21 protein-coding genes and 1 riboswitch are annotated in these 25,009 nt (G+C 64.5%); of the genes, 12 read left to right on the top strand and 9 right to left on the bottom strand.

Annotation, left to right across the window (positions count from 1 at the left end):
• Positions 1 to 18 precede the first annotated feature (18 nt).
• The 3 genes from OUZ49_RS12660 to OUZ49_RS12650 all read right to left on the bottom strand — a co-directional run bounded on the left by OUZ49_RS12660 (position 19) and on the right by OUZ49_RS12650 (position 2,879).
• Positions 19 to 621, bottom strand: coding sequence for an LON peptidase substrate-binding domain-containing protein (locus OUZ49_RS12660; RefSeq protein ID WP_266150785.1), 603 nt, complete (start codon positions 619 to 621; stop codon positions 19 to 21).
• A gap of 234 nt (positions 622 to 855) precedes the next feature.
• Positions 856 to 2,211, bottom strand: coding sequence for a UDP-N-acetylmuramate:L-alanyl-gamma-D-glutamyl-meso-diaminopimelate ligase (gene mpl / locus OUZ49_RS12655; protein ID WP_266150784.1), 1,356 nt, complete (start codon positions 2,209 to 2,211; stop codon positions 856 to 858).
• Between the two features lie 86 nt (positions 2,212 to 2,297).
• A complete protein-coding gene (locus OUZ49_RS12650) occupies positions 2,298 to 2,879 on the bottom strand; it encodes an adenylate kinase (RefSeq protein WP_266150783.1) in 582 nt (193 codons plus the stop codon).
• Between the two features lie 225 nt (positions 2,880 to 3,104).
• Here OUZ49_RS12650 and OUZ49_RS12645 point away from each other — a divergent pair, with 225 nt between their 5' ends.
• Positions 3,105 to 3,533, top strand: coding sequence for a VOC family protein (locus OUZ49_RS12645; RefSeq protein WP_266150782.1), 429 nt, complete (start codon positions 3,105 to 3,107; stop codon positions 3,531 to 3,533).
• A gap of 7 nt (positions 3,534 to 3,540) precedes the next feature.
• Positions 3,541 to 4,812, top strand: a complete 1,272-nt coding sequence (locus OUZ49_RS12640; RefSeq protein ID WP_266150781.1) for a 6-phosphofructokinase — start codon at positions 3,541 to 3,543, stop codon at positions 4,810 to 4,812.
• On the opposite strand, the gene OUZ49_RS12635 is transcribed toward OUZ49_RS12640, so the two are convergent.
• A complete protein-coding gene (locus OUZ49_RS12635) occupies positions 4,802 to 5,572 on the bottom strand; it encodes an alpha/beta hydrolase (protein ID WP_266150780.1) in 771 nt (256 codons plus the stop codon). The two genes, OUZ49_RS12640 and OUZ49_RS12635, sit on opposite strands and share 11 nt — an antisense overlap.
• A 199-nt stretch (positions 5,573 to 5,771) precedes the next feature.
• On the opposite strand from OUZ49_RS12635, the gene OUZ49_RS12630 reads away from it, so the two are divergent.
• The 6 genes from OUZ49_RS12630 to ppa all read left to right on the top strand — a co-directional run bounded on the left by OUZ49_RS12630 (position 5,772) and on the right by ppa (position 13,846).
• Positions 5,772 to 6,215, top strand: a complete 444-nt coding sequence (locus tag OUZ49_RS12630) for an RcnB family protein (RefSeq protein ID WP_266150779.1) — start codon at positions 5,772 to 5,774, stop codon at positions 6,213 to 6,215.
• Between the two features lie 201 nt (positions 6,216 to 6,416).
• A complete protein-coding gene (locus OUZ49_RS12625) occupies positions 6,417 to 8,465 on the top strand; it encodes a sodium-translocating pyrophosphatase (RefSeq protein ID WP_266150778.1) in 2,049 nt (682 codons plus the stop codon).
• Positions 8,466 to 8,713: 248 nt separating this feature from the next.
• Positions 8,714 to 10,831, top strand: coding sequence for a prolyl oligopeptidase family serine peptidase (locus OUZ49_RS12620; protein ID WP_380003776.1), 2,118 nt, complete (start codon positions 8,714 to 8,716; stop codon positions 10,829 to 10,831).
• A 148-nt stretch (positions 10,832 to 10,979) separates the two neighbouring features.
• Positions 10,980 to 12,269, top strand: coding sequence for a FimV/HubP-related protein (locus OUZ49_RS12615; RefSeq protein ID WP_266150777.1), 1,290 nt, complete (start codon positions 10,980 to 10,982; stop codon positions 12,267 to 12,269).
• A gap of 45 nt (positions 12,270 to 12,314) precedes the next feature.
• Entirely contained in the window at positions 12,315 to 13,148 is an 834-nt protein-coding gene (locus tag OUZ49_RS12610) for a 2OG-Fe(II) oxygenase (protein WP_266150776.1), read from the top strand.
• Positions 13,149 to 13,306: 158 nt separating this feature from the next.
• Positions 13,307 to 13,846, top strand: coding sequence for an inorganic diphosphatase (gene ppa / locus OUZ49_RS12605; protein ID WP_266150775.1), 540 nt, complete (start codon positions 13,307 to 13,309; stop codon positions 13,844 to 13,846).
• A 105-nt stretch (positions 13,847 to 13,951) separates the two neighbouring features.
• Here the strand turns inward: ppa and OUZ49_RS12600 are convergent, their stop codons facing one another.
• The 3 genes from OUZ49_RS12600 to OUZ49_RS12590 form a co-directional block, all read right to left on the bottom strand.
• Entirely contained in the window at positions 13,952 to 14,134 is a 183-nt protein-coding gene (locus OUZ49_RS12600) for a hypothetical protein (RefSeq protein ID WP_266150773.1), read from the bottom strand.
• Positions 14,135 to 14,402: 268 nt separating this feature from the next.
• Entirely contained in the window at positions 14,403 to 16,280 is a 1,878-nt protein-coding gene (gene thiC / locus OUZ49_RS12595) for a phosphomethylpyrimidine synthase ThiC (RefSeq protein WP_266150772.1), read from the bottom strand.
• Between the two features lie 131 nt (positions 16,281 to 16,411).
• Positions 16,412 to 16,506, bottom strand: a riboswitch (TPP riboswitch).
• Positions 16,507 to 16,586: 80 nt separating this feature from the next.
• Positions 16,587 to 17,237: a TetR/AcrR family transcriptional regulator gene (locus OUZ49_RS12590; RefSeq protein WP_266150770.1), complete on the bottom strand. Its 651-nt coding sequence runs from the start codon at positions 17,235 to 17,237 to the stop codon at positions 16,587 to 16,589.
• Between the two features lie 98 nt (positions 17,238 to 17,335).
• Here OUZ49_RS12590 and OUZ49_RS12585 point away from each other — a divergent pair, with 98 nt between their 5' ends.
• From OUZ49_RS12585 to OUZ49_RS12575, 3 genes are all read left to right on the top strand, one after another.
• Complete coding sequence (locus OUZ49_RS12585; RefSeq protein ID WP_266150769.1) at positions 17,336 to 17,671, top strand: hypothetical protein; 336 nt, start codon at positions 17,336 to 17,338, stop codon at positions 17,669 to 17,671.
• Between the two features lie 164 nt (positions 17,672 to 17,835).
• A complete protein-coding gene (locus OUZ49_RS12580) occupies positions 17,836 to 18,495 on the top strand; it encodes a protein-L-isoaspartate O-methyltransferase family protein (protein WP_266150768.1) in 660 nt (219 codons plus the stop codon).
• Between the two features lie 35 nt (positions 18,496 to 18,530).
• Positions 18,531 to 19,871 carry a TolC family outer membrane protein gene (locus OUZ49_RS12575; RefSeq protein ID WP_266150767.1) on the top strand — a complete coding sequence of 447 codons (1,341 nt, stop codon included), beginning with the start codon at positions 18,531 to 18,533 and terminating at the stop codon, positions 19,869 to 19,871.
• 81 nt (positions 19,872 to 19,952) lie between these two features.
• Here OUZ49_RS12575 and waaA read toward each other — a convergent pair whose 3' ends face one another.
• Positions 19,953 to 21,194: a lipid IV(A) 3-deoxy-D-manno-octulosonic acid transferase gene (waaA, locus tag OUZ49_RS12570; RefSeq protein ID WP_266150813.1), complete on the bottom strand. Its 1,242-nt coding sequence runs from the start codon at positions 21,192 to 21,194 to the stop codon at positions 19,953 to 19,955.
• A gap of 163 nt (positions 21,195 to 21,357) precedes the next feature.
• On the opposite strand from waaA, the gene lpxL reads away from it, so the two are divergent.
• Positions 21,358 to 22,275: an LpxL/LpxP family Kdo(2)-lipid IV(A) lauroyl/palmitoleoyl acyltransferase gene (lpxL, locus tag OUZ49_RS12565; RefSeq protein WP_266150766.1), complete on the top strand. Its 918-nt coding sequence runs from the start codon at positions 21,358 to 21,360 to the stop codon at positions 22,273 to 22,275.
• Between the two features lie 62 nt (positions 22,276 to 22,337).
• On the opposite strand, the gene OUZ49_RS12560 is transcribed toward lpxL, so the two are convergent.
• Positions 22,338 to 24,629: a S53 family peptidase gene (locus OUZ49_RS12560; RefSeq protein ID WP_266150765.1), complete on the bottom strand. Its 2,292-nt coding sequence runs from the start codon at positions 24,627 to 24,629 to the stop codon at positions 22,338 to 22,340.
• Positions 24,630 to 25,009: the final 380 nt, after the last annotated feature.

Genomic DNA, 25,009 nt, shown 5'->3' with positions numbered 1-25,009 from the left:
CGTCCACGGCGTCGATGATCAAGCCTTCTGGAACCGCGGCAGGATATCGCGCAGCTCACCGAGTCGCCGCACGGGGTCGGTCAATTCCAGCATGCGCTGGCGCTCGTCGTCATGCAGTGGCAGCAGTTCCGCCAGGCGAAAACCAAGCCAGCTGGCGTCGTCGTACAGATGCCGCGGCGCACTCCGCCAATGCGGCGCCATGGTCTCGATCAGGCGCTCCAGGATGGATTGCAGCAGCGCGAACTCCACCGGGACCATGTGCGCCGACTCGTCCGCCCACAAATCGACTTCACCGCGCACCAGGCCGTCGGACCGCACGCGGGTCCTGGCCACGCGGAACCGTTGACCGCCCTCCGCGAGTATCCCCAGCAGGCCATCTTCGCGATTGTGGAAGTCGGTGATCCGCGCCAAGGTGCCAACGGCAGCCGGCATGGCCGGTTCGCCCACCTCGTGCCCTTGCAGGATCAGGCACACGCCAAACGGGCTGCCTGTGCGCGCGCACTCGCGCACCATGTCCAGATAGCGCGGCTCGAAGATGCGCAGCGGCAGCTGGCCACCGGGATAGAGCACGGTGCCGAGCGGAAACAAGGGCAGGTCGATGAGATGCGTTTGGGCCGCCATGGGGGAAGTTTAGCGGCACTGCCCGTCTCCTTCTCCCCTTTGGGGAGTACGCGGAGAGGCGCCATGGATGGCGCCGGCCTTGAGGAGCGAGGAAGGCCGGGATGAGGGGCGGGTGCTCGCGGGAACGTTGCCAAGGCCAAGGCAACGAGCGAGCACGCATCACCGTTCCGGCGAGCACCCGCCCCTCACCTCAGTCCTCTCCCCGGAGGGGAGAGGAAGCTAAGGCGAAGACCGCTATGCCTTGAGCGCTTCCACGAAGCGCCTGGGTGCGCCTTCGAAACCGCCATTGGACATGAACACCACGTGGTCGCCTGGGCGCGCCTGGCCATGCAGCGCGCTAATCAGCGCATCCACCGTAGGCACCGTGCTGCCGCGGCCATGCAAGGCGGCGGTGACGCGACCGGCGTCCCACGCCAGCTCCGGGCGATGCAGGAACACCACCGCATCGGCGTCGGCCAGTGAAGGGGCCAGTGCCTCTGCGTGGGCACCCAGGCGCATCGAATTGGAGCGTGGTTCCAGCGCCACCAGGATGCGCGATGCACCCACCTTGGCGCGCAGACCAGCCAGCGTGGTGGCGATGGCCGTGGGGTGATGGGCGAAGTCGTCGTAGACGCGCACGTCGCCCACCTCGCCCACTACTTCCATCCGTCGCTTGACGCTGTCGAAGCTCGCGAAGGCCGGCAGCAAGGTGCGCGGATCCGCGCCGGCCGCCGTCGCGGCAGCCAATGCGGCGAGCGCATTCATTACGCTGTGGTTGCCCAGCAAGGACCAGCGCACTTCGCCGATCAACTCGCCGTTGTGGCGCACCGAGAATGCCGAGCCATCGGCGGCGAGCAAGTCCGCCTGCCAGTCACCCTTGCCAATGCCGAAGGTTTCCACCGGCGTCCAGCAGCCCATCGCCAGGACTTCGGACAAATGCTGGTCGTGTGCGTTGACGATCAGCCGGCCATTGCCCGGCACCGTGCGCACCAGGTGATGGAACTGCCGCTGGATCGCAGCCACGTCCGGGAAAATATCCGCGTGGTCGTATTCGAGATTGTTGAGGATCGCGATGCGCGGACGGTAGTGCACGAACTTCGAGCGCTTGTCGAAGAAGGCACTGTCGTACTCGTCCGCTTCGATCACGAACGGCTTGCCGCTGCCGACGCGGGCGGAGACATCGAAATTGCCGGGCACGCCGCCGATGAGAAATCCCGGTGCCATGCCCGCCGTTTCCAGCAGGTGCGCCAGCAGGCTGGTGGTGGTGGTCTTGCCATGCGTGCCGGCCACGGCCAGCACTTCGCGTCCCTGCAGCAAGGTGTCGCCCAGCCATTGCGGGCCGGAGATGTAGCGCAGCTGCGCGTCGAGCATGTATTCGACCGCCGGGTTGCCACGCGTCATCGCGTTGCCGACCACGACAAGGTCCGGGGCTGGCTTGAGGTAGTCGGCCCGGTAGCCGTCCATCAAGCGGATGCCAAGCGACTCCAGCTGGGTGCTCATGGGGGGATAGACGTTGGCGTCGGAGCCTTCGACGGTGAGTTCCAGCTCACGTGCCAGCGCGGCGACGCCGCCCATGAAGGTGCCGCAGATGCCGAGGATATGCAGACGCATGAGTAACCTGTTCGCTGGAACCTGGGGGCGGCGAAGCGATGACCCGCCCCGAAAAACATCGGGCCGCCCTGCGGCGGCCCGGAACCTCAACCGATGGCGGCCGATTTGCTGGACAGCGCGCGCTTGACGCGAGAGGTGACCTCGTCGAGCTCACCCACGCCGTCGACCACCTGCAGCTTGCCGCGGCGGGCGAAGAAATCCGCCACCGGTGCGGTCTGCTCGGCGTAGATATGCAGGCGATCGCGTACCACTTCCGGATCGTCGTCATGGCGGTGTTCCGCCTTGAAGCGGATCTCGCAGCGGCCGATGATCACTTCGTTCGGCACGTCGAGCTTCACCACGGCATCCAGCGGCTGGCCGATCTTGGCCAGCAGATGATCCAGCGCGTCGGCCTGGGCCAGGTTGCGCGGATAGCCGTCGAGGATGAAGCCGTTCTTGACGTCGTCCTGGGCAAGACGCTCTTCCAGCATGCCGAGCAGGATGTCGTCGGACACCAGCTTGCCGGCGTTCATCACTTCCTTGGCTTTCAGGCCCTGCGGCGTACCAGCCGCCACCGCCGCGCGAAGCATGTCGCCGGTCGAGATGTGCGGTACGCCGAGTTCCACCTTCAGCCGCGCGGCCTGGGTGCCTTTGCCCGAGCCGGGCGGACCGAGTAGGACGAGTCGCATAATGCTCCAAGGTATCCACGAGCCACCGCACGCTGCGGCGCCCATCGGATTCAACATAGTGGCCTGCAAATTAGCTTCTGCGGGCTGTTCCGTCAAACGAGCATCGCCGACATATCGCGGCAAGTCATTGTTACAAAACGGATACTTGACGGCACACGATGGCCACGATGCACGCATCGACGGCCGACGACAGGCCCGAAATGCCGACCGACGAAAGGATCTGCCATGTCAATTCCCCGGATTCATATCGTGACGCTAGGCGTGAGCGACCTGGCACGCTCACGACGGTTTTACGAAGCCCTGGGCTGGAAGGCGTCGTCCGCCAGCAATGAAGGCATCGTCTTTCTGAAAGGTGGCGCGGGCGTCCTGGCCCTGTATGGACGCCAGGCGCTGGCTGACGATGCGCAGCTCGAAGACCGGCCCAGCGGATTCGCCGCGATCTCGATCGCACGCAATGCCAGCTCGAAGGCCGAGGTGGATCAATGGTTCAACGCCGCGGTCAACGCAGGCGCCACGGCCATCAAGTCGCCGCAGGCGGTCTTCTGGGGCGGCTATTCCGGTTATGTCGCGGATCCGGACGGCCATTTGTGGGAGTTCGCTTTCAACCCGTTCTTCGTGTTTGATGCGCGAGGCAACCTCGCCCTACCGGACTGATACGCCCATGACAAAGTTGACATCCCAACCCTCGGGTCGCCTGCTGTATGCCCAGTCCGGCGGCGTCACCGCCGTGATCAATGCCACGGCCGCTGGCGTGATCGAGGCCGCGCGCGCCAAGGGCGTGAAGGTCTATGCGGCGCGCAACGGCATCCTCGGTGCGCTGCGCGAGGACCTGATCGATACCTCGAAGGAATCCAGGGCCGCCATCACCGCGCTGCGCCATACACCGGGCGGCGCGTTCGGCTCGTGCCGCTACAAGCTGAAGTCGCTGGACGCGAACCGGGCCGAGTACGAACGCCTGATCGATGTTTTCCGGGCCCATGACATCCGCTGGTTTCTCTACAACGGCGGCAACGACTCCGCCGATACGGCACTGAAGATCTCCCAGCTCGGCAAGGCCATGGGCTACGACATTCGCTGCATCGGCGTGCCCAAGACGGTGGACAACGATCTGGCCGTGACCGACTGCTGCCCGGGCTTCGGTTCGGTGGCGAAATACACGGCGGTGTCCACGCTGGAAGCCAGCCTCGACGTCGCCTCGATGGCCGATACGTCGACCAAGGTCTTTATCGTGGAAGTGATGGGCCGCCATGCCGGCTGGATCGCCGCCGCCGCCGGCCTCGCCGGCGAAGGCGCCGACGCGCCCCCGCATCTCATCCTGTTCCCCGAACGCGTGTTCGACGAGGCCGCCTTCCTGGCCAAGGTGAAGGCCACGGTGGAACGCGTGGGCTGGTGCACCGTGGTCGCCTCCGAAGGCATCCGCAATGCGCAAGGCCAGTTCCTCGCGGAAGCCGGCACGCGCGATGCGTTTGGCCACAGCCAACTGGGCGGTGTGGCGCCGGTGCTGGCCGCCCTGGTGAAGGAAAAACTGGGCTACAAGTATCACTGGGCCCTGCCCGATTACCTGCAGCGCTCGGCTCGCCACCTCGCCTCGAAGACCGACGCCGATCAGGCCTACGCGGTTGGCAAGGCCGCCGTCGACTACGCACTGGCCGGCATGAATGCCGTGATGCCGGTGATCGTGCGCAGCAGTGACGCGCCCTACCGCTGGAAAATCGAAGCCGCACCGTTGCTGAAGATCGCCAATCGCGAGAAGAAAATGCCGGCAAGCTTTCTCACCCGCGACGGCTTCGGCATTACGGCGGCAGCGCGACGCTATCTCGCCCCGTTGATCCAGGGCGAAGCCGCGTTGCCGTACGGCAAGGACGGCCTGCCGAAATACGTGACGCTCAGGAACGAAGCCCTCCCGCGCAAGCTGCCCTCGTTCAAGGCGTGAGAAAGCGGGTCATGCTCGCGCGGTAATCCGCGTAGTCCTGGATCGTGTTATGGCCCGCATCGACGACGACCTGTTGTGCGGGCGCCACGGGGAAGGCGGCGGCGAGCGCCGTCGTGCGCTCGGCCGGAATGATTTCGTCCTGCCCGGCGCGTATCAGCAAGACCGGGGCATGAATGGCAGCCACGTGGCGCCACGATTCAAAGCGTTCGCGCAGCAGGGCGTTCACCGGCACCCATGGGTAGTAAGACGCGGCCACCCGCACCAGGCTGTCGAACGGCGTCACCAGCACCTGCCGCTCGACCGGCCGCTGTGCCGCCAACTGGACCGCCACGCCGCTGCCCAGACTTCGGCCGATCACCGCAACCGACACATGCCGTGGCGTCACCTGATCAAACAAGGCGACCGCATCCGCGACCAGTGCTGATTCGGTCGGCACGCCTTCGCTGGCGCCATAGCCGCGATAAGGCAGCAGGTAAATGGTCCGCTCGGGAAACCACGACGCCAACTCGACGCGAGCGTCCTCGACACGCTCGGCGTTGCCACCGAAGTACAGCAACGCCCGCTGCTGCCCCGGATTCATCACCCATCCATGCAAGGTGACGCCATCGCGGCTCAGCGCGAAGTCCGGTCGCTGCCTGACCAGCCACGTCGCCTCGGGGTGATAGACCAGCTGACGCTGCCCCAGGTACAGCCATAGGCAGAGCGCGCCGTAGAGCAGCGCGGCAAGCAAGACGAACCCAGCCATCACCCGCAGGAACATCGCCCCCTCCTCCGTGCACGAACCACCGGCAGCCCCCAAACCCACGCCATCACGCGGATGCATCGCGCGTGAATGAGCGATCGCTGAAAGCTCTCACGTCCTTCGCAGGAAATCACCCTCGGCGTTCAGATACGGATTCCTACGATGGCATTGCCTGACCAACGCCTGCGGCGTCGGCTGGCCAACCGAGGAGGATCCCATGAAGGCCCTTTCCAGCGTACTCGTAGCCCTGTCCCTGCTCGTGAGCAGTGGCGCCGTCCTGGCCGATCACGACCACGACGACCAAGGACACGACCGCGGGCATGGATACGCCGAACACCATGATCGCGATGACCACCGCGATCGCGACGACCGCCGTGGCGGCTACGACCGCGACTACCGTCGTGGTGGCGGCGATTGGGACCACCATCGGGACGACCGCCGCTATTACGGCGTCCGCTATGACCGTGCCGATCGCTACTACGCCGGTCCGCGCCACTGGGAACGTGGCGTCCGCTATGACGGGCCGATGTATATCGTGAACGACTACGTCGATTACCGCCTGGCTCCGCCGCCGTATGGTTACCGCTGGGTGCGTGACGACCGCAGCTACGTGCTCGTGTCGATCGGCGACAACATGATCCTGGACGTCGCCATCCGCTGAGCGCTGCGTCGGCCGTCCGGGGGGCGATGCCGTGAGGTATCGCCCATTTTGTGACCGCAGCCCGCCATGCGCTGCGACGCACAACACGACTGTCGTCAACCTCTGCCTATACTCCCCAGGACCGCCCGCACAGGGCGGTCGCCGTGTCGGGCTGCCGGAGGCGGTCCCGATGTAGGTATTACCACTCATGGGGAGGCTCCGATGCTGCAGCAGTTTGGCTTGTGGATCGTGCTGGCATGTGCGGTCTTGGCAGTTCTGTATGGCGCGCTCTCGGTGCGCTGGGTCCTGGCGCAATCACCGGGTAATGAGCGCATGCAGGAGATCGCCGCGGCGATCCAGGAGGGTGCAAAGGCGTATCTCAATCGCCAATACACCACCATTGGCGGCGTGGGTGTCGTGCTGTTTCTGATCATTGGTTTCGCGCTGGACTGGGGGACCGCCATTGGTTTTGCGATCGGTGCCATCCTCTCCGGCGCTACCGGCTACATCGGCATGAACGTTTCGGTGCGTGCCAACGTGCGCACCGCCGAAGCGGCCCGCAACGGGCTGGCCGCGGCACTGAACGTGGCGTTTCGCGGCGGCGCCATCACCGGCATGCTGGTGGTCGGCCTGGCCCTGCTCGGCGTCACCGGCTACTACCTGATGCTGCGCCAGATGGGCTACGAGACCATGCATGCCTTGCATGCCCTGGTCGGACTGGCCTTCGGCTCCTCGCTGATTTCGATCTTCGCGCGCCTGGGCGGCGGCATCTTCACCAAGGGTGCGGACGTGGGCGCCGACCTGGTCGGCAAGGTGGAAGCCGGCATTCCGGAGGACGACCCGCGCAACCCGGCGGTCATCGCCGACAACGTGGGCGACAATGTGGGCGACTGCGCCGGCATGGCCGCCGATCTGTTCGAAACCTACGCGGTGACCTTGATCGCCACCATGCTGCTGGGCGGCGTGATGGCCGAGCAGACCGGCAGCAATGGCGTGCTGTTCCCGCTGCTGCTGGGTGGCGCTTCCATCGTGGCCTCGGTGATCGGCACCTTCTTCGTGAAGGCCCGCGGTCCCAAGATCATGAATGCGCTGTATGCCGGCGTAGCCGTTTCGGCGGTACTCGCCGCCATCGCGTTCTGGCCGATCACCAACCACCTGATGGCCGATTCGGCCTACGGCGTAGGTCACGTCTACGGCTGCGCCCTGATCGGCCTGGTGTTGACTGGCGCCATGGTGGTGATCACCGAGTACTACACCGCCACCGAATACGGCCCGGTGCAGCACGTCGCCAAGGCATCCACCACCGGTCACGGCACCAATATCATCGCCGGCCTCGGCGTCTCGATGAAGTCCACCGCGTTGCCGGTGCTCGCCGTGTGTGCAGCGATCTGGGGCTCCTTTTCACTGGCCGGCCTCTACGGTATCGCCATCGCCGCAACCGCCATGCTCAGCATGACCGGCATGATCGTGGCGCTGGATGCCTACGGCCCGATCACCGACAACGCGGGCGGCATCGCCGAAATGGCCGACCTGCCGCCGGAAGTGCGCGGCATCACCGATCCGCTCGACGCGGTCGGCAACACCACCAAGGCGGTGACCAAGGGTTACGCGATCGGCTCCGCCGGACTTGCTGCGCTGGTGCTGTTTGCGGACTACACGCATAACCTCAACCAGCATCTCAACGTCAGCGATTTCCGCTTCGATCTCTCCAACCACTACGTGATCATCGGCCTGCTGATCGGCGGCCTGATCCCGTATCTGTTTGGCGCGATGGCGATGGAAGCCGTGGGCCGCGCCGCAGGTGCGGTGGTGGAGGAAGTGCGCCGCCAGTTCCGCGATATCCCCGGCATCATGCAGGGCACCGCCAAGCCGGATTACTCGCGTGCGGTGGACATGCTGACGAAGTCGGCAATCAAGGAAATGCTGGTGCCTTCGTTGCTGCCCGTGCTGGTGCCGGTCCTGGTGCTGTTCGGCTTCAAGTGGCTCGGTGGCGTGGAAGCCGGTGCACAGGCGCTTGGCGGCGTGTTGATCGGCACCATCGTCACCGGCCTTTTTGTCGCCATTTCCATGACCACCGGCGGCGGTGCGTGGGACAACGCGAAGAAGTACATCGAGGACGACCACTTCGGCGGCAAGGGTTCGGAAGCACACAAGGCCGCCGTCACCGGCGACACCGTGGGCGATCCGTACAAGGACACGGCCGGACCGGCGGTGAATCCGCTGATCAAGATCATCAATATCGTGGCCCTGTTACTGATACCTCTGCTCTAACCACAGGGCGCCCGGTTGCCTCATCAGTCATCGGGCGAACCCGCACGGCACGTTTGCCCCCTCTCCCCTTCGGGGAGAGGGTTGGGGTGAGGGGTTACGCTGGCCTCGGTCCTGCTTTTGCAGCGCTAGTCGCCGCCAAGAGCTCGCCTCTAGCCAGCATCCCCCAAGCACCCGCCCTTTACCCCCTTTTAGGGGCTCACCCCAGCCCTCTCCCCAAGGGGGAGAGGGAGCAGGAGAAAGGAACCTCCATGACACCCAAGACCTCACTCTGGCTGGCACTGGCGCTGGGCCTCACACTAGGCGGCATGACGCACGCAACTGACAAAACCATGCCGGCTGCGCCGGCAAGCAATGATCCCAACCTTTGGCTGGAAAGTATCGACGGGGCCAAGCAGCTCGACTGGGTCAAACAGCAGAACGCCGAGACGGTGAAGAAATACGCCGACAGCGCCGAGTTCAAGCAACTCGATGCGCGCCTGCTCGAAGTGCTCGATTCCAATGAGCGCATCCCGATGGTGAGCAAGATCGGCGACCACTACTACAACTTCTGGCGCGACAAGGATCACCCCAAGGGCCTGTGGCGCCGCACCACGCTGGACGAGTACCGCAAGGACCAGCCAGCCTGGGAAACCGTGATCGATCTGGACGCATTGGCGCAGACCGAGAACGAAAACTGGGTATGGCACGGCGCCCAGTGCTTGAAGCCTGCTTACCAGCGCTGCCTGATCTCGCTGTCACGCGGCGGCGCGGATGCCGACGTGGTACGCGAGTTCGACCTGCCCGGCAAACAGTTCGTCCAGGGTGGCTTCGCCTTGCCCGAGGCCAAGAGCCGTGTTGCCTGGATGGACCAGGATCACCTCTACGTCGCCACCGACTTCGGCCCCGGCTCGATGACCACGTCCAGCTATCCGCGCATCGTCAAGGAATGGAAGCGCGGCACGCCGTTGTCCAGCGCCACCACCGTGTACGAAGCCCGCAGCGATGACATGAGCGTGTCGGCAGCTCGCGACAACACGCCCGGCTTCGAACGCGATTTCGTGGTTAGGCAGATTGCGTTTTACGACAGCGAGACCTTCGTTCGCGGCAAGGACGGCAAGCTCAGCAAGATCGACGTACCGACCGACGCCAACACCGACGTGCATCGCGAATGGCTGCTGATCGAGCCACGCAACGACTGGAAGGTCGGCAGCAAGACCTACAAATCCGGCTCGTTGCTGGCGGCGCGCTTCGACGACTACATGGCCGGCAAGCGTGAGCTCACCGTACTGTTCGAGCCTACCGACAACACGGCTTTGGACGGCTATTCGTGGACACGCCACCAGTTGATCCTCAATGTGATGGACAACGTGGTGAACAAGCTGGAAGTGCTCACACCCCAGGCCGGCGAGTGGAAACGCGAAAGCCTTGGCGGCGCACCCAGGCTTTCCACCATCGCCGCGGGCGCGGTGGATGAGGACCACGGCGACGACTACTTCCTCACCGTCACGGGCTTCCTGCAACCCACCACGCTGTACTACGGCACGCTCGGCCAGGGCGAAGCACAGGCCATCAAGCACAGCCCCAGTTTCTTCGATGCCTCGCGCTATGAGGTCAGCCAGCACTTCGCCACCTCCAAGGACGGCACCCGCGTGCCCTACTTCGAGATTGCCCCGAAGAACCTCAAGGCCGACGGCAGCAACCCGACCCTGCAGTACGGCTACGGCGGCTTCGAGATCTCGCTGCAGCCGAACTACAGCGGCAACGTGGGCCGTGCCTGGCTGGAGAAGGGCGGCGTCTACGTCATCGCCAATATCCGTGGCGGCGGCGAGTACGGCCCGCGCTGGCACAAGGCCGCGCTGAAGGCGAACCGCCTGCGTGCCTACGAGGATTTCGCTGCCGTATCCGAAGATCTGTTCGCCCGGAAAATCACCTCGCCGCAGCACCTGGGCGCCATGGGCGGCAGCAATGGCGGCTTGCTGATGGGCAATATGCTCACGCAGTACCCGCAACTGTACGGTGCCATCGTCAGCCAGGTGGCCCTGCTCGACATGCAGCGCTACACCCACCTATCGGCCGGCGCCTCGTGGATTGCCGAGTATGGTGATCCGGACAAGCCGGCCGAATGGTCGTGGATCAAGACCTTCTCGCCGTACGCGAACGCGAAGGCGGGCCAGCCGTATCCGCCGGTGTTGTTCACCACGTCCACGCGCGACGATCGCGTGGGCCCGGTCCACGCCCGCAAGATGTACGCGAAGCTGCAAGGCCTGGGCCACGACACCAGCTTCTACGAGAACATCGAGGGTGGCCATGGCGCCGCTGCTGACAACAAGCAATCCGCCTACATGAATGCACTGGCCTACACTTACATTTGGGAACACGTGAAATAAGTTCCAGCCGTTAGGATTCCCGGGCGGGATGGTGGCCATGCCGCTCTCCCGGGAGCCGCAGCCAGGCGACGTCGTCCCGCCGGGCCAGCGCGGTGCTACGCGAAACGCCCTCCCCGGCGACACGCGTCGAGTCCCAAGGACAGGAACCATGAATAAAGTCCCCGCGATCTGCATGGCGACCGCCGTGTCGGCCCTGCTATCCGGTCCGCTGCCCGCTGCCGATCTCGGCCAGGCCCGCGTGCGTTCCTATCGCGGCCAGATCGTCGTGATCGATGTCCCCCTGGTGATGGAAGGCAAGGGCGAGTCCAGCCAGCTCAAGACGATCGCGACCGGTTCCATCACCGACGCCACGGGGAGCGGCGAGGATCATGCGCTTGGCTTCTCCCACGAGATACGTCGTTACGAAAGTGGCCAGCATTTTGTGCGTCTCACCAGCACAGCGCCCGTCGAGGCCAGTCGGTTGACGGTATGGATGATGGTGGAAAGTCCCTATGGCAAAGCCTCGCGGACGTTCCAGCTGAAAATGCCGGTGAAGCCCGCGCCGAAAGAGGCGAACGCTGATGCAACGGCGGACGCGCTGCCCGCGCCAACGAAGTCGGCGAAACCTGCCCCACGCGTCACCGCAAACACGCTAGCGGCCATGAACGCACGACTGGACGAGGAGACCCGCCGCATCACCGCACTCGTGCAGCAACAGCGGCAGGCATTGGCGGCGCAGGCGTCGCTCTTGGATCGCCAACGCGCGCAACTCGCGGCGATCGATCGACAGCGTGAGAACGTCGCCGCCATCACCGCGGCCGCGCAAGCCCAGCTCGAGGAGCGCGGGAACGTCTTGCGCGGCCTGAGTTCGGAGTTGAACAGTCTGCTCGGCACGCCGGACAACGCACCGGTCGCGGCTCCGGAGTCGACGGATCCTGACCAAGCATCAAGCATGGAAGCCGTCTCATCGAGCTCATCGGCGGTCGCATACGATCGCGCAAGCGAGCCAGCAACCGGCGGGCCCACGGCGGCGAGCCCGCTAGCGCCATCGGCTCCCAGCACGCCGAACCCGGCGCCGGCATCCGGCACACCTCGGGCGGCGACGCGCGACGCCGCTACACCGGCCATCCAGGCCGTCCCTAGCGCCGTCACCACCACACCGCACCAGAGCAGCGCTTCGTTCTGGATTGCCATCGCCACACTGACGGGCGCGCTGGCAGGCAGCGTGTATCTCCACGTGCGCGCGCGTCCGCCGCGTCGAGAAGATGCAGCCCGCTGGCGTTCCGGCGAACCATCGGTAGCCCCGGCACGGCTCGCGTTGTATGGCCTGGACGCTGCGCGCGGTAGTGGCAATGATCCTGGGGCGCTCAACAAACCGCTCACTGGCGCCGCGCCGATGTGGATCGACGCCTCTGGGCTCACTGATAGCCTGCTCGACAACATGCGCCGCTCCAGCTGACGGACACGTTGGATCGGCGCGACGGGCTTGGCTTATGCTTTCGTGATGAGTGACCCGAAGATCCGCCCCGAGCTGCGCGAATGGATAAACGCTACCACCCTCGCTGGGCACGGCCCGCACGAGGTGGTGCGTCTCATGAAGGAGGCCGGCTATGCCGTGCCGCTGGCCAGGCGCATGGTCGCGCACGTACTGAACATTCCCCTGAGCGTGCTCACCGCCATCGACCAGCGGAGCGATGGACGGCGCAGCCGTCACCCGGCCGCACCGCAACAGGTGATTGACGGGCAGACCGTTCGCGTGGCGCTCAGCGTGGACGCACCAGCCATCCGCGTGCTGGAAGGGCTGCTTTCCCTGGATGAATGCGATGAGCTGATCGCCCAAGCCAAGCCGCGCCTGCAACGTTCACTGACGGTCGATGTGGATGGCCGCCACCAGACGGACGAACGACGCACCAGCCAGGGCATGTTCTTTCGCAATGGCGAGACGCCGCTGGTCCGGCGCATCGAGCAGCGCATCGCCAGCTTGCTGGACATGCCCACCGATCACGGTGAGGGGTTGCAGATCCTGCACTATCTGCCCGGCCAGGAATACGAGCCGCACTACGACTGGTTCGACCCCAGCCAGCCCGGCTTCGAGGCCATCACGGCCCGGGGCGGCCAGCGCATCGCCAGCGTGGTGATGTATCTCAACACGCCCGAGGAAGGTGGTGGCACGTCGTTTCCGGCGCTGGGGCTCACGGTCACCGCCCTGCGTGGTTCGGCCGTCTATTTCGCCTATGAGACGGGCGACGAGGCCTCGCTGCATGCGGGCCTGCCGGTGACCCGCGGCGACAAGTGGATCGCCACCAAATGGCTGCGGGAGCGGCCCTTCAAGCCCTGAAAAACGGCCCAGCCGAACGCATTCCGACGCGCCCGCCCCCCCATCCCACCGAACAGCCAACCGCACCTGACTCGTCGCACCCGCCGGCTGCTGCGATGCACCACCTTTTGCCGTATGCTTTCAGGTCTTTGTTTTTGACCAAGCCTAAGGACACCCCCATGGGTCTGCACCTCGTTTCCGCCGGCCGCAAGGTTCCGGACGAAATCAACGTCATCATCGAAATCCCCAAGGACGCCGAGCCCGTCAAGTACGAGGTGGAGAAGGAAAGCGGCGCGATCTTCGTCGACCGCATCCTGTCCACGCCGATGCGCTACCCGTGCAACTACGGCTATGTGCCGGGCACCCTGGGCGGCGACGGCGACCCGCTGGACGCGCTGGTGATCCTGCCGCTGCCGCTGGTGCCGGGCGCGGTGATCCGCTGCCATCCGGTCGGCATGCTCAAGATGACCGACGAGGCCGGCAGCGACGAGAAGCTGGTGGTGGTTCCGGTGGAGAAGATCTTCGCCGGCTACGCCCACATCAAGGACATCGGTTCCGTTTCCGGCCACTGGCTGGAGCGCATCGGCCACTTCTTCGAGCACTACAAGGATCTCGAGAAGGGCAAGTGGGTCAAGGTCGAGGGCTGGGTCGGCGCCGACGAGGCCAAGGCCGAAATCCTGGCCGGGATCGACCGCTACCAGGCTGACAAGAAAGGCTGATCAGCCCGAATGGATCGGACTTGATTGATCACGGTTGAAAAGGCGCGTCGCCACCAGGCGGCGCGCTTTTTTTGTGTCCGCTCGTCGCGAGACGGCCCGTCGCGCTCAGGCCAGCGACAGCGCCTGTTGCGCATGGCTGGAGAGGTCAGCGGCTGGATCGTAGATATCCGGCGCCCTGACCCACCACCACATCAACGCGCACGCGACCAGCACGCCGATGGCGACCGCCACCAGCACCGCGCGCAGCATCAGATGACTGGACCGACCAAGATTGTCCGGCGTCGACATGGGCGACTCCTAGAGGCCACGTTCTGCCTATAACGCTGATATCCCGACTTGGCTGACCGATGCCCTCGGCGCCTGCCCATCACGGCGGGCCTCGCCGCAAGATCCTCCGCAGGATCCTCGCGCCAGGCGAGCATTCCTTTGACCATGCACGGGCACGACGCCGCCACGGCCAGCACCATACGGTGCCGCGCGCGAAACGCGGATGAAAAAAAGCCGCGCGCCACTAGGGCGCACGGCTTGCTAGTCCAACCCGCTGGTCGTTACGGCATCAAGCCTTGTGGTAGACCTCGGCGCCCTGGGCGAGGAATTCGGCCGACTTCTCCGCCATGCCCTCTTCCAGCGCCTCGATCTCGCCGGTGCCGTGCTCGGCGGCGTAGTCGCGCACGTCCTGGGTGATCTTCATCGAGCAGAATTTCGGACCGCACATCGAGCAGAAGTGGGCGCTCTTGTGCGCATCCTTCGGCAAGGTCTCGTCGTGGAATTCCTTGGCCTTCTCCGGATCCAGGCCGAGGTTGAACTGGTCGTCCCAGCGGAACTCGAAACGCGCCTTGCTGAGCGCGTTGTCACGCACCTGCGCGCCCGGATGACCCTTGGCCAGATCGGCCGCGTGGGCGGCGATCTTGTAGGCGATGATGCCGTCGCGCACGTCCTGCTTGTTCGGCAGGCCCAGGTGTTCCTTCGGCGTGACGTAGCAGAGCATGGCCGTACCGAACCAGCCGATCATCGCCGCGCCGATGGCGCTGGTGATGTGGTCGTAGCCCGGGGCGATGTCGGTGGTCAGCGGCCCGAGCGTATAGAACGGCGCCTCGGCGCACTTCTCCAGCTGGCGCTCCATGTTCTCCTTGATCAGGTGCATCGGCACGTGGCCGGGGCCCTCGATCATCACCTGCACATCGTGCTTCCAGGCAATCTGGGTCAGCTCGCCCAGCGTGTCGAGCTCACCAAACTGCGCCGCGTCGTTGGCGTCGGCAATGCAGCCCGGACGCAGGCCATCGCCGAGGCTGAAGGACACGTCATACGCCTTCATGATCTCGCAGATGTCTTCGAAGTGCGTGTAGAGGAAGTTTTCCTTGTGATGCGCCAGGCACCACTTGGCCATGATCGAACCGCCGCGCGACACAATGCCGGTCACGCGCTTGGCGGTGAGCGGCACGAAGCGCAGCAGCACGCCGGCATGGATGGTGAAGTAATCCACGCCCTGCTCGGCCTGCTCGATCAAGGTGTCGCGGAAGATTTCCCAGGTCAGGTTCTCCGCCACGCCATCGACTTTTTCCAGCGCCTGGTAGATCGGCACGGTGCCGATCGGCACCGGCGAGTTGCGGATGATCCACTCGCGCGTCTCGTGGATGTGCTTGCCGGTGGAAAGATCCATCACGGTGTCGCCGCCCCAGCGGATCGACCACACCAGCTTCTCCACTTCCTCGGCGATGCCCGACGACACGGCGGAGTTGCCGATATTCGCGTTGATCTTGGTAAGGAAGTTGCGGCCGATGATCATCGGCTCGCTTTCCGGGTGATTGATATTGGCCGGAATGATGGCGCGACCACGGGCCACTTCGTCACGCACGAATTCCGGCGTGATCAGCTTGGGCAAGGCGGCGCCAAACGACTGGCCAGGATGCTGGTTGAGCAAGGCGCTGTCGCGCAGCGCCTCGATCTTCTGGTTCTCGCGGATAGCGATGTATTCCATCTCCGGCGTGATGATGCCGCGGCGCGCGTAATGCATCTGGGTCACGTTGGCGCCGGCCTTGGCACGACGCGGTGCACGGGTCGCCGTGAAGCGGAACGCGTCGAGCTTGGCGTCGACGGCGCGCTGGCGGCCAAAGGCCGAGCTGAGGCCGTCCAGCTGCTCGGTGTCGCCGCGCTCGGCGATCCAGGCCGCGCGCAAGGCCGGCAGGCCGGCAGCGAGATCCACCTGGTAGTCAGGGTCGGTGTACGGGCCCGAGGTGTCGTACACGGTGATCGGCGGGTTCACTTCGCCACCAAACAGCGTCGGCGTCTGCGCCTGCTCGATTTCGCGCAGCGGCACGCGCAGGTCTGGACGGCTGCCCTGCACATGGATCTTGCGCGAACCCGGAATCGGGCGCGTCACGGCTTCGGAGAGTTCCTGCGCGGCGCGCGCGAGGTCGGTGGGCAGAGCGTTCATCAGCATTCGTCCGGTGCTAGCAATGTCCACGGAGGGACGCGCTTTGTTGAGGAGTCCGCACAGGGGAGTGCGGGTTGTTGCGAAAGGATTCGCAGACAGGCAACGAAGCGATGGCGCCGGTCGCACGATGGTGGTCGTGCGGCGAAGCTCCCTACAGCGGTACTAGCCGCATCAGGTTCGAAGGGACTCTCTCAGCCGACTGCCGCCGGCACCCCCGCTTCCAAGGCGCTATTTGAGCACGAAGCGGGGTTTGCCGCGAGCTTGGCCGCCGCAAGCAGCCGTCAACGACGTCATGAATGGGGGAATTCAGCGCTTCAGGTAAGCGCGCAGGAACATGTCCACGCCATCGCGAGCGGTCTGTTCCAGCTCGGCGGCGTAGGAAAAGGCGCATTCCTCGCAGCCGAACATGCGGCGGAGCAACATCTCGCCCTTGATCAGCGAGATGAACTGGCCGGCGGCACGGCCCACATTGGGGATATCCAGCTTGCCGTCGTCAACGGCCTGTTGCAGCAGACGTTTCATCAGACCGTGCGTGCGGTCCGGGCCTTCCTCCCACAGCAGCTTGCCGTAGCGGGGGTTGCCCTGGCGGCAGTCGCTGAGGATGGCGCGGAAGGTACCCACGTTCTGCACGTCGCAATCCAGCCGGACGTGGTGCAAGGCAATGCGCTCCAGCGTCTCGCGGACATCCTCGCCCGGGTCGTACTGGTAGGTATCTTCCGGCATCAGGTCCTGGATGCGCGCGCGGATGACTTCGCGGAACAGGTTGTCCTTGTCGCCGAAATGACTGTAGACCGTGAGTTTGGACACGCCCGCCTCGGCGGCCACCGCATCCATGCTGGTGCCAGCAAAGGCGTTGCGGATAAACAGGGCCTTGGCTGCCTCGAGGATCGCCGCACGCTTTTCCATGTCCTTGGGACGACCGGGTCCCTGAGGCTTGGTTTGCGGGATCGTGCTCATGGCAACACCTTCTTGACTGGCTTCACAAATGGATAACGCCGGTTTAGTATACGCGACGGTTTAGTTATTTTCCACGGCCACGATACACGGCTTACCTTATGTCCACCACTATCGCAGAACTTTCCCTCAGCAAGGTATATCGCCATGCCCAGCGCACGCTTGCCACCTGGCTTGAGCGTGGCGAGCTCGGCGCGCGCCAGGGAGCGTTTGCCGTGCGTGCCGCTCTGGTAGGCCTGGATGCCACCGAGCGTAGCCGTTTGGCGCGCTGGCTGGCCTGGCTCGCCGTGGCTGCCCGTAGCCGTGGCGTGGCTTCGCCTGAGGGTCGCATCCGGCATCTTGACGCGTCCTTGCATCAGGCCGTGCAAGATGCGCTGCAAAGGCTGCCCGCCGGTATGCTTGAAGTGACCTCGCAACGACATCGTCGAAGCGCATAGTGTCCGCGGACACCGCGCCACGCATGACTTCCGTCAACCCGGCGCGATGACTTCCGGCACTTCGTAGCCACTGGGCCAGGCCGCAGGCTTTGCACATTGTCGGAAGATGGCTAAGCGCTTATCCTTTTTAGCCTTTTTTTCGATCCGCATAGGATGTCAGCAAGATGGCGATGAACTTCGAACAGGCGCGACAGAACATGGTGGAAAACCAGGTGCGCCCCTGGGAGGTGCTCGATGGGCGCGTGCTCGAGGTACTCAGCAGCGTGCGCCGCGAGGATTTCGTCGCTGCCGAGCATCGCAAGCTGGCGTTCGCCGACCTGTGCCTGCCGCTCGGCCACGACGAAGTGATGATGAAGCCGGTGGTCGAAGGCCGCGTGCTGCAGGCGCTGGAACTGACGCCGACCGACCAGGTACTGGAGATCGGCACGGGTTCGGGCTTTCTGACTGCCTGCCTGGCCAAGCTCTCGGCTGGCGTCACCAGCCTGGACATCCACGCCGATTTCATTGCCGCCGCCAGCGAGCGCCTTGCCCATGCAGGCATTGCCAATGTAAAGCTGGAGGTGGGCGAAGCCATCACGGCATGGCATCCCGACGGCTTGTTCGACGCGCTGGTGGTGACCGGTGCCGTGTACCAGATTCCGCAGCGCTTCCTGTCGTGGCTCAAGCCTGGCGGCCGTTTGCTGGTGGTGCGTGGCGAATCGCCGGTGCAGCAGGTGCTGCTGCTGACCCACGAGGGCAACGGCCGCTACCGCGAAGAAGTGCTGTTCGAAACCGATCTGCCGTACCTGAAGCACGCGGAGCCACCGCGCCGCTTCGTATTCTGAATCTGCTGATCCCGTTCCCATACATGAGGCAACCCATGCGCTTGAAGCTTCTGACCCTCGCCCTGGCCCTGTCGGCGCTCCCGCTGGCCGGCCACAGCGAGGACTTGCTGGATGCATACCGAGAAGCACGCGCCAATGACCCGGTGCTGTCACAAGCGGATGCCACACGTCTGGCCGTCGGCGAAGGCGTCACCCAGGCCCGCGCCCTGATGCTGCCCCAGCTCAATGGCGCCTACTCGCTCAACCAGCAGCCGGCTGGCTCGGCCGCAACGAACGGCGTCCTGGCAGGTTCCGACCATTCGCGTTCGCGCCAGCTTTCCGCCACCCTGAATCAATCCGTCGTCGATCTCAGCCAGTGGGCCAACCTGTCGGCGGCCCGCTCGAGCGCTTCCTCGCAAGACGCCACCTATCAGGCGGCGTTGCAGGACTTGTATGTGCGCGTCACGACGGCTTACTTCGGCGTGCTGACCAGTCAGGATGCGCTGATTTTCGCCAAGGCCAACGAGGACGCCTTCAAGGAAGCCTACGAACAGGCGGACCAGCGCTTCAAGGTGGGTCTCTCCGCGGTTACCGACGTCTACCAGGCCAAGTCGAACTACGAACTGGCCAAGGCACAGACGATCGCTGCGCAGAACACGCTCAACGATGCCCGCGAAGCGCTCACCCAGATCACCGGCAAGCCGGCTGGCGAGCTGAAGAAGCTGCGCGAGGACCTGCCGCTGACCCCGCCCACCCCGGCCGATCCGGACGCATGGGTGAAGGCGGCGCTGACCTCGAATGCCACCATCCAGGCCAGCCAGTATTCGGTCGAATCGGCCGAGCACAGCATCAACGCGGCGCGCGCCGGCCATCTGCCGACCTTGAATGCGACCGTCACGCGCGGCAAGACCACGTCCTGGCTGGAAAACGGCAGCTACGCCGACCTCAGCGGCAATCGCTTGAACGGCAACTACGGCACCACGATTGGTCTTACCGTGAACGTTCCGATCTTCTCGGGCGGCGCTACGCAATCGCGCGTTCGACAGTCGATCTACCAGCGTGACGAAGCCCAGGACTCGCTGGAGTCCACGCGCCGCCAGGTCGTTCGCAACACGCTGAACTTCTATCGCTCGGTGATCGCCGGTATCAGCCAGGTGGAAGCGAACAAGGCCTCGGTGGAATCGGGCCAGAAGGCACTCGAAGCCACCCGCGCCGGCTTCGACGTCGGCACGCAGACCATGCTGAACGTGCTCAACGCGATCCAGACCCTCACCGAGGCCGAGAACAGCTATTCGCAGTCGCGCCACGCGCTGGTGCTCGACCAGCTGCAGCTCAAGGAAGCCGCCGGTTCCATCGACCTGAAGGATATGGAGATGGTCAACGCGATGCTGCAGTAACGCAGCAAAAGCGTCGCACTTCAAAACAACAAGGCCGGGCATGTCCCGGCCTTGTTGTTTCTGCAAGGAATGATGGGGCAGTTATTCCCGCAGCAGGTCGTCGATCATTCCTATCACCCGCTTCACGGCCCCGCGCTCGCTGTCGAACACCGTCCGCGCCGCCGCGCCCATGCGCTCAAGCCCTGCTGCATCACCCAGCAGTCGCACGACTTCCGATGCCAGCTCCTCGACGCTGCCGACGCGTGCGGCGCCGCCTTCCTGGATCAGGGTCAGGGTGATTTCCTGGAAGTTGAACGTATGTGGACCCACCAGCACCGGCGTGGCCAGCGCTGCCGGCTCGAGCACGTTGTGGCCACCGATGGGCACGAGGCTGCCGCCAACAAACGCGAGATCGGCTGCGGCATAGAAGGGCATCAATTCGCCCATCGCATCGATCACGAACACCTGGTGCGCCGTGGATGGAACCTGGTCGGCACTGCGCGTGCCGACGCTCAGGCCCAGGCTACGGGCGGCGCTTTCGACCAGCTTGAAACGTTCCGGATGGCGCGGCGCGATCAGCAAGAGGGCATCGGGCAAACGCTTGAGCACCTCAAGATGTGCCTCGAGCACCTGCAGCTCTTCAACTTCGTGCGTGCTGCCGGCAATCCATGCGGGGCGAAGCTGCCCCCATTGCAGGCGCAGCTCCTGGCCTTGGCGTTCGGCGTCGTAAGGCACGGGCATGTCGAACTTCATGTTGCCCGTCACGACGACTTTGTCAGGGTCGGCGCCGAGCAGGCGATAACGCTCCGCATCCGTGCGCGACTGTGCGGCAATCAGCCGCACGCAGCGCAGCGCCCGACGCACCAGGCTGCCCATCGGCCGGTAGCCCCGCAGGGAGCGTTCCGACAGGCGCGCGTTGGCGATCATCAAGGGAATGCCACGCCGCCGGCAGGTCAGGTAGAGATTCGGCCAGATTTCGGTTTCCACGATGATGGCCATGCGCGGTCGCACATGACGCAGGAAGCGCGTCACCGCGAACGGCAGGTCGTACGGCAGGTAGACGTGGAACACGCTGTCGCCAAACAGCTGGCGAACCCGCTCGGAGCCGGTGGGGGTCACGGTGGTGACGACCAGCGGTGCGTCCGGGTAGCGCCCGCGCAGGGCCTTGATCAAGGGCTCGGCAGCGTTCACTTCGCCCACGGATACCGCATGCACCCACAGGCTCTCCCTGACGCGTGCCCCGTCAAAGAAACCGAAGCGTTCCGGCCAACGCTTGTGGTAATCACCGTAGCGCACGCCGCGCTTCAACAGGCGCAGCATGATCAGTGGCGTCACCAGGTACATGACGAGGGTATAGAAGAAGCGCAACGGGAAGCCCTGGAATCCGGTGCGCCAGTATATCGGCTCGGCACGACGGCCCGACTGTCGCGATGGGTCAGGCATCCCGCATCACGCGCCTTGCTCGCCACGTTTTGGGTTGTTCCTTACAATGCCGGCGATGCCAGGCATGCCCCGCCCCCCGTTTACCCGTTCCCTGCTCGCACCGCTGCAATGGCCAGCGTGGCTGGGCGTCGGCGCGATCTGGACCATTGCCCACCTGCCCCGTCCGCTACTGATGGGCCTCGGCCGACTGCTGGGCGCACTGGTGCAACGCGTGCCTTCGCCGCGCCGGCACATCGCCGAGGCGAATATCGCCCTGTGCTTCCCCGAGCTTTCCAAGGCCGAACAAGCGGCGCTGGTGAACGCGCACCTTCGCGATATCGGCCTGATGATGATGGAGTTCGCGCTCGGCTGGATGGGTAGCGAACGCGCGATCTCGCGCGTGCCGATCACCATCGAAGGGCTCGAGCATCTCGCAGCCGCCCGCGCGCAAGGCAAGGGCGTCCTGCTGGTAGGCGGCCACTTCTCGCACCTGGAACTGTGCGCGCGGCTGGTCTCGCAACGCATCCGCATCTCGGGCATGTACCGCAAGATGGATTCGCGCGTGTTCGAATGGGCCGTGCTGCGCGCGCGCCTCGACTACGCCGAGGCGATGTTCGACAAGGACGATATCCGCGGCACCGTGAAGCACCTGCGCAGCGGCGGCACGCTCTGGTACGCACCCGATCAGGACATGCGCAGCAAGGACAATGCGTTCGTGCCGTTCTTCGGCGTGCCGGCGGCAACCATTACCGCCACCCATCATCTCGCGCGCATGTCAGGCGCCGTGGTGATTCCCTTCCACCATCGTCGTCTACCCGGCAACGCCGGCTACGCCTTGCGACTCGATGCGCCACTGGAACATTTCCCGAGCGCCGACGTGCTGGACGACACGGCCCGCGTCAACGTCTGCATCGAGGCGATGGTGCGCGCTGCGCCCGAGCAGTACCTATGGGTACACAAGCGTTTCAAGACGCGGCCTGAAGGCTATCCGTCGATCTATTGAACCGCGCGTCCGGAAGAATCCCCGGCGGCCTTCACGACCGCCGAGGACACACGGCTCTTCGATTACTGCACGTTGACGAACGCCTTCCACGCATTGAACAGGTTGTTTGCGTTGACCGAGCCAAGACCGGAGGCGAAGCTCCAGCCAGCCTCGGCGGCATAGGCCTCAGTGTTGGCGTTGTACTTGTTGATATTGGTCGAGGTCAGACCAACCTGGAGCGGTCCAAAGTACGAATTGGGCAGGTTGCCGTAGAAATAGCAGTCCGGCGTGACCACCGCGGGCAGTTGCTGGATGCACTGGGTGGCGATGCTTCCACGCGTGATGTTGTGGAACACGCACTTGCCGGTCCCCTTGGTGCCGTTGTCGGCACTGCAGGCAGCGAGGCTGGCGGGCGGTGCGCCCTTGGCGCCGCCATACTCGTCAGCAGCCAGCGCATACAGCGTCGGCGCCGCATTGCCCTGGTTCGGCGACAGCCCCTTGGCCGCCAGGCCCTGGTCGATCAAGGCCTGGATGCCCGCGAACATCGGGGATGAAAGCGAGGTGCCACCGCTGAGGGCAATCAGTCCAGGGAAGCCCGGCTGGCAGGGATAGTAATACGTGCAGACGATAACCCAGGTATCGCCACCGTAAGAGCCCGCGAACAGCGACACGTCAGGCACGTCACGCGACTGGTCCTTGGCCGCATTGTGTACCTGTCGCTGCCATGCCGGCTTGCTGTCGACGGATGAAGGACCGCCACTGCCCGCCTCGGAGGTGAGGTAATAGCCGTTGGGATCGAGCTTGATGTATTCCTTGCAGAACGCCAGCGAGCTGGCGAAGCCCAGCGACTTGGCGGCCACTTCGTTGCCGCACGACTGGTTCCAGGGGATCTCCGGCACGTACGACAGCGCGGAGCCATAGACCGCGTTGTAGGTTGAGGCGAAGTACTTCTTGGTGGTGCCATCGAGCACATCCGCGGTGTCGGTACCGCCGACGACGGTGTCGTTCGGCGAGGTACCGAACGCGTTCGCGTCAATGCCGACGCCGTTGATGATGAAGCCGTTGAAGCTGGGGTTGGAACCCGAGTCGCCGCTCGATACGAACACCGAAATACCCTCGGCATCCGCCTGCGCCCACATCAGGTCGATGGCCGTCTTGCTGGCGGCGTCGGTGTAGCCTTCGCCGTAGCCATAGCTCGCACTGATGATGTTGGGCCGGTTCGCCCCGTTGATCAGGTTCGTCGCCGCGGTGAAGACGCCACCGAAGAAGTTGTTGGAATTGGAATCATCGCAGCTGGCCACCCAGATGTTGGCGCCGGGTGCCATCGCCGTCGACCATTCCGCATCGAGCAAGGTCTCGCCATCATCCTCGCCGGGGAAGTTAATGGTGGGATCAATGCAGTTGGTGAAGCCGGTGGCCTGCGGCTGGAACTGCGTGAATGTGCCACCAAAACTGCCGAGGCTGAACTGGCTGACGAAGTTCGTCCAGTCCGCAGGCACCATCGAGTTATCCTCGACCACGGCAAGCGTGATGCCCGTGCCGGTCAGTCCGCTGCTGCGCAGCTGATCGACGCCGTAGATCTTGGCCATGTCATAGGGTACGAGGCCACGCGCGCCGTTGGTGAAGCCAATCGCCTGCGGGTTCACCGTGGCAGGCGTGGAGCCAGCGGGTTCCTTGATCATGAACTTGTGCGTGGAAGCGTCGTATTGCGACACCTTGGTCGCCACATGCTGCGGCTGCGGGTGGATGTCGTTGATGCCGGCAACGCCTACGACCACATTCTTCAAGGCCGACGGAACGCTGATGTCGGTGGCATTGGCGATGTGGCTTGCCTTGCCCAGGGCATAGTGATTGAGCTGGGTGTGGAATGCCTGCTTGACCAGGCCCGCGTTGCCGCTGAAGTCGATCTGCATCTTGTTCGGATAGACGCCGTTGACCTTGAAGCCCTGCGACTGCAGCCATGCGGTGGTTGCCGCAATGTCGGCGTCGCTGACGCCAAACTTCTCGCCGAACTGTTCCGGCGTGACCCACTGGTGGAACTTGGGCGAGCTGGGATCGTGCTGGGCCGTGATTAAGGCATCCAAGGCGGACTGCCGCAATGCACTGCGCTGAAGCACAAGGTGCATGTGGTTCATGGGCTGGCTATCGGCCACGCTCTGCGTGGGCTTGACGCTGTCCACCGCGGCAACGTGGCTACGCTGCAGGGGCGACACGACCTTGTTGTTGATCGTCTGGGTGACCCGCGGCGCTTCCGCGGTATTGACGTCCGCCAGCGCCGCGTTCTGCGCCGTGGATGATTGCGCGGCCGCTATGGCAGGTAGTCCCGCGAGCGCGAGGGCTACGGCGGCGCACAGATACAGGTGCTCGTTTCTCATGCAATGTCTCCTGGAGATATTCCATCGAAAACAGGCTAGGCCCCCTGTGATGAAATCGTCCCGCCAGCAAAGACCGAGTAAGTGCGTGACCTCCTTTCCGATGCACGTGGTTGAGAAAAAACGAAACGACGCGTCACGCGGTCGCATTGACAGCGTGCTCAATTGGCCCTGAAAACCCACCCTAAAACTTACGCTTGAAGCGGAAGGCAGCCCCTGACGCCTGCCGCGATGACGCACCCCACAACTCGACGGAGTGTAGAAACAGCGGGTCCGTCAGGGCAACGACATCAGCAGGCGCAAGTTGACGTTGTCGTCACATCGTGGAAAAACCCGGACAAGCCGCGGCGCGTAGGGGTTTTCTACGATGCGCATCACGAATT

The sequence above is a fragment of the Dyella halodurans genome (assembly GCF_026283925.1).
In the GTDB taxonomy this organism is placed as follows: Bacteria; Pseudomonadota; Gammaproteobacteria; order Xanthomonadales; family Rhodanobacteraceae; genus Dyella; species Dyella halodurans.
Note: the sequence above shows the minus strand (reverse complement) of the source record. Positions and strands in the feature narration are given on the sequence as shown.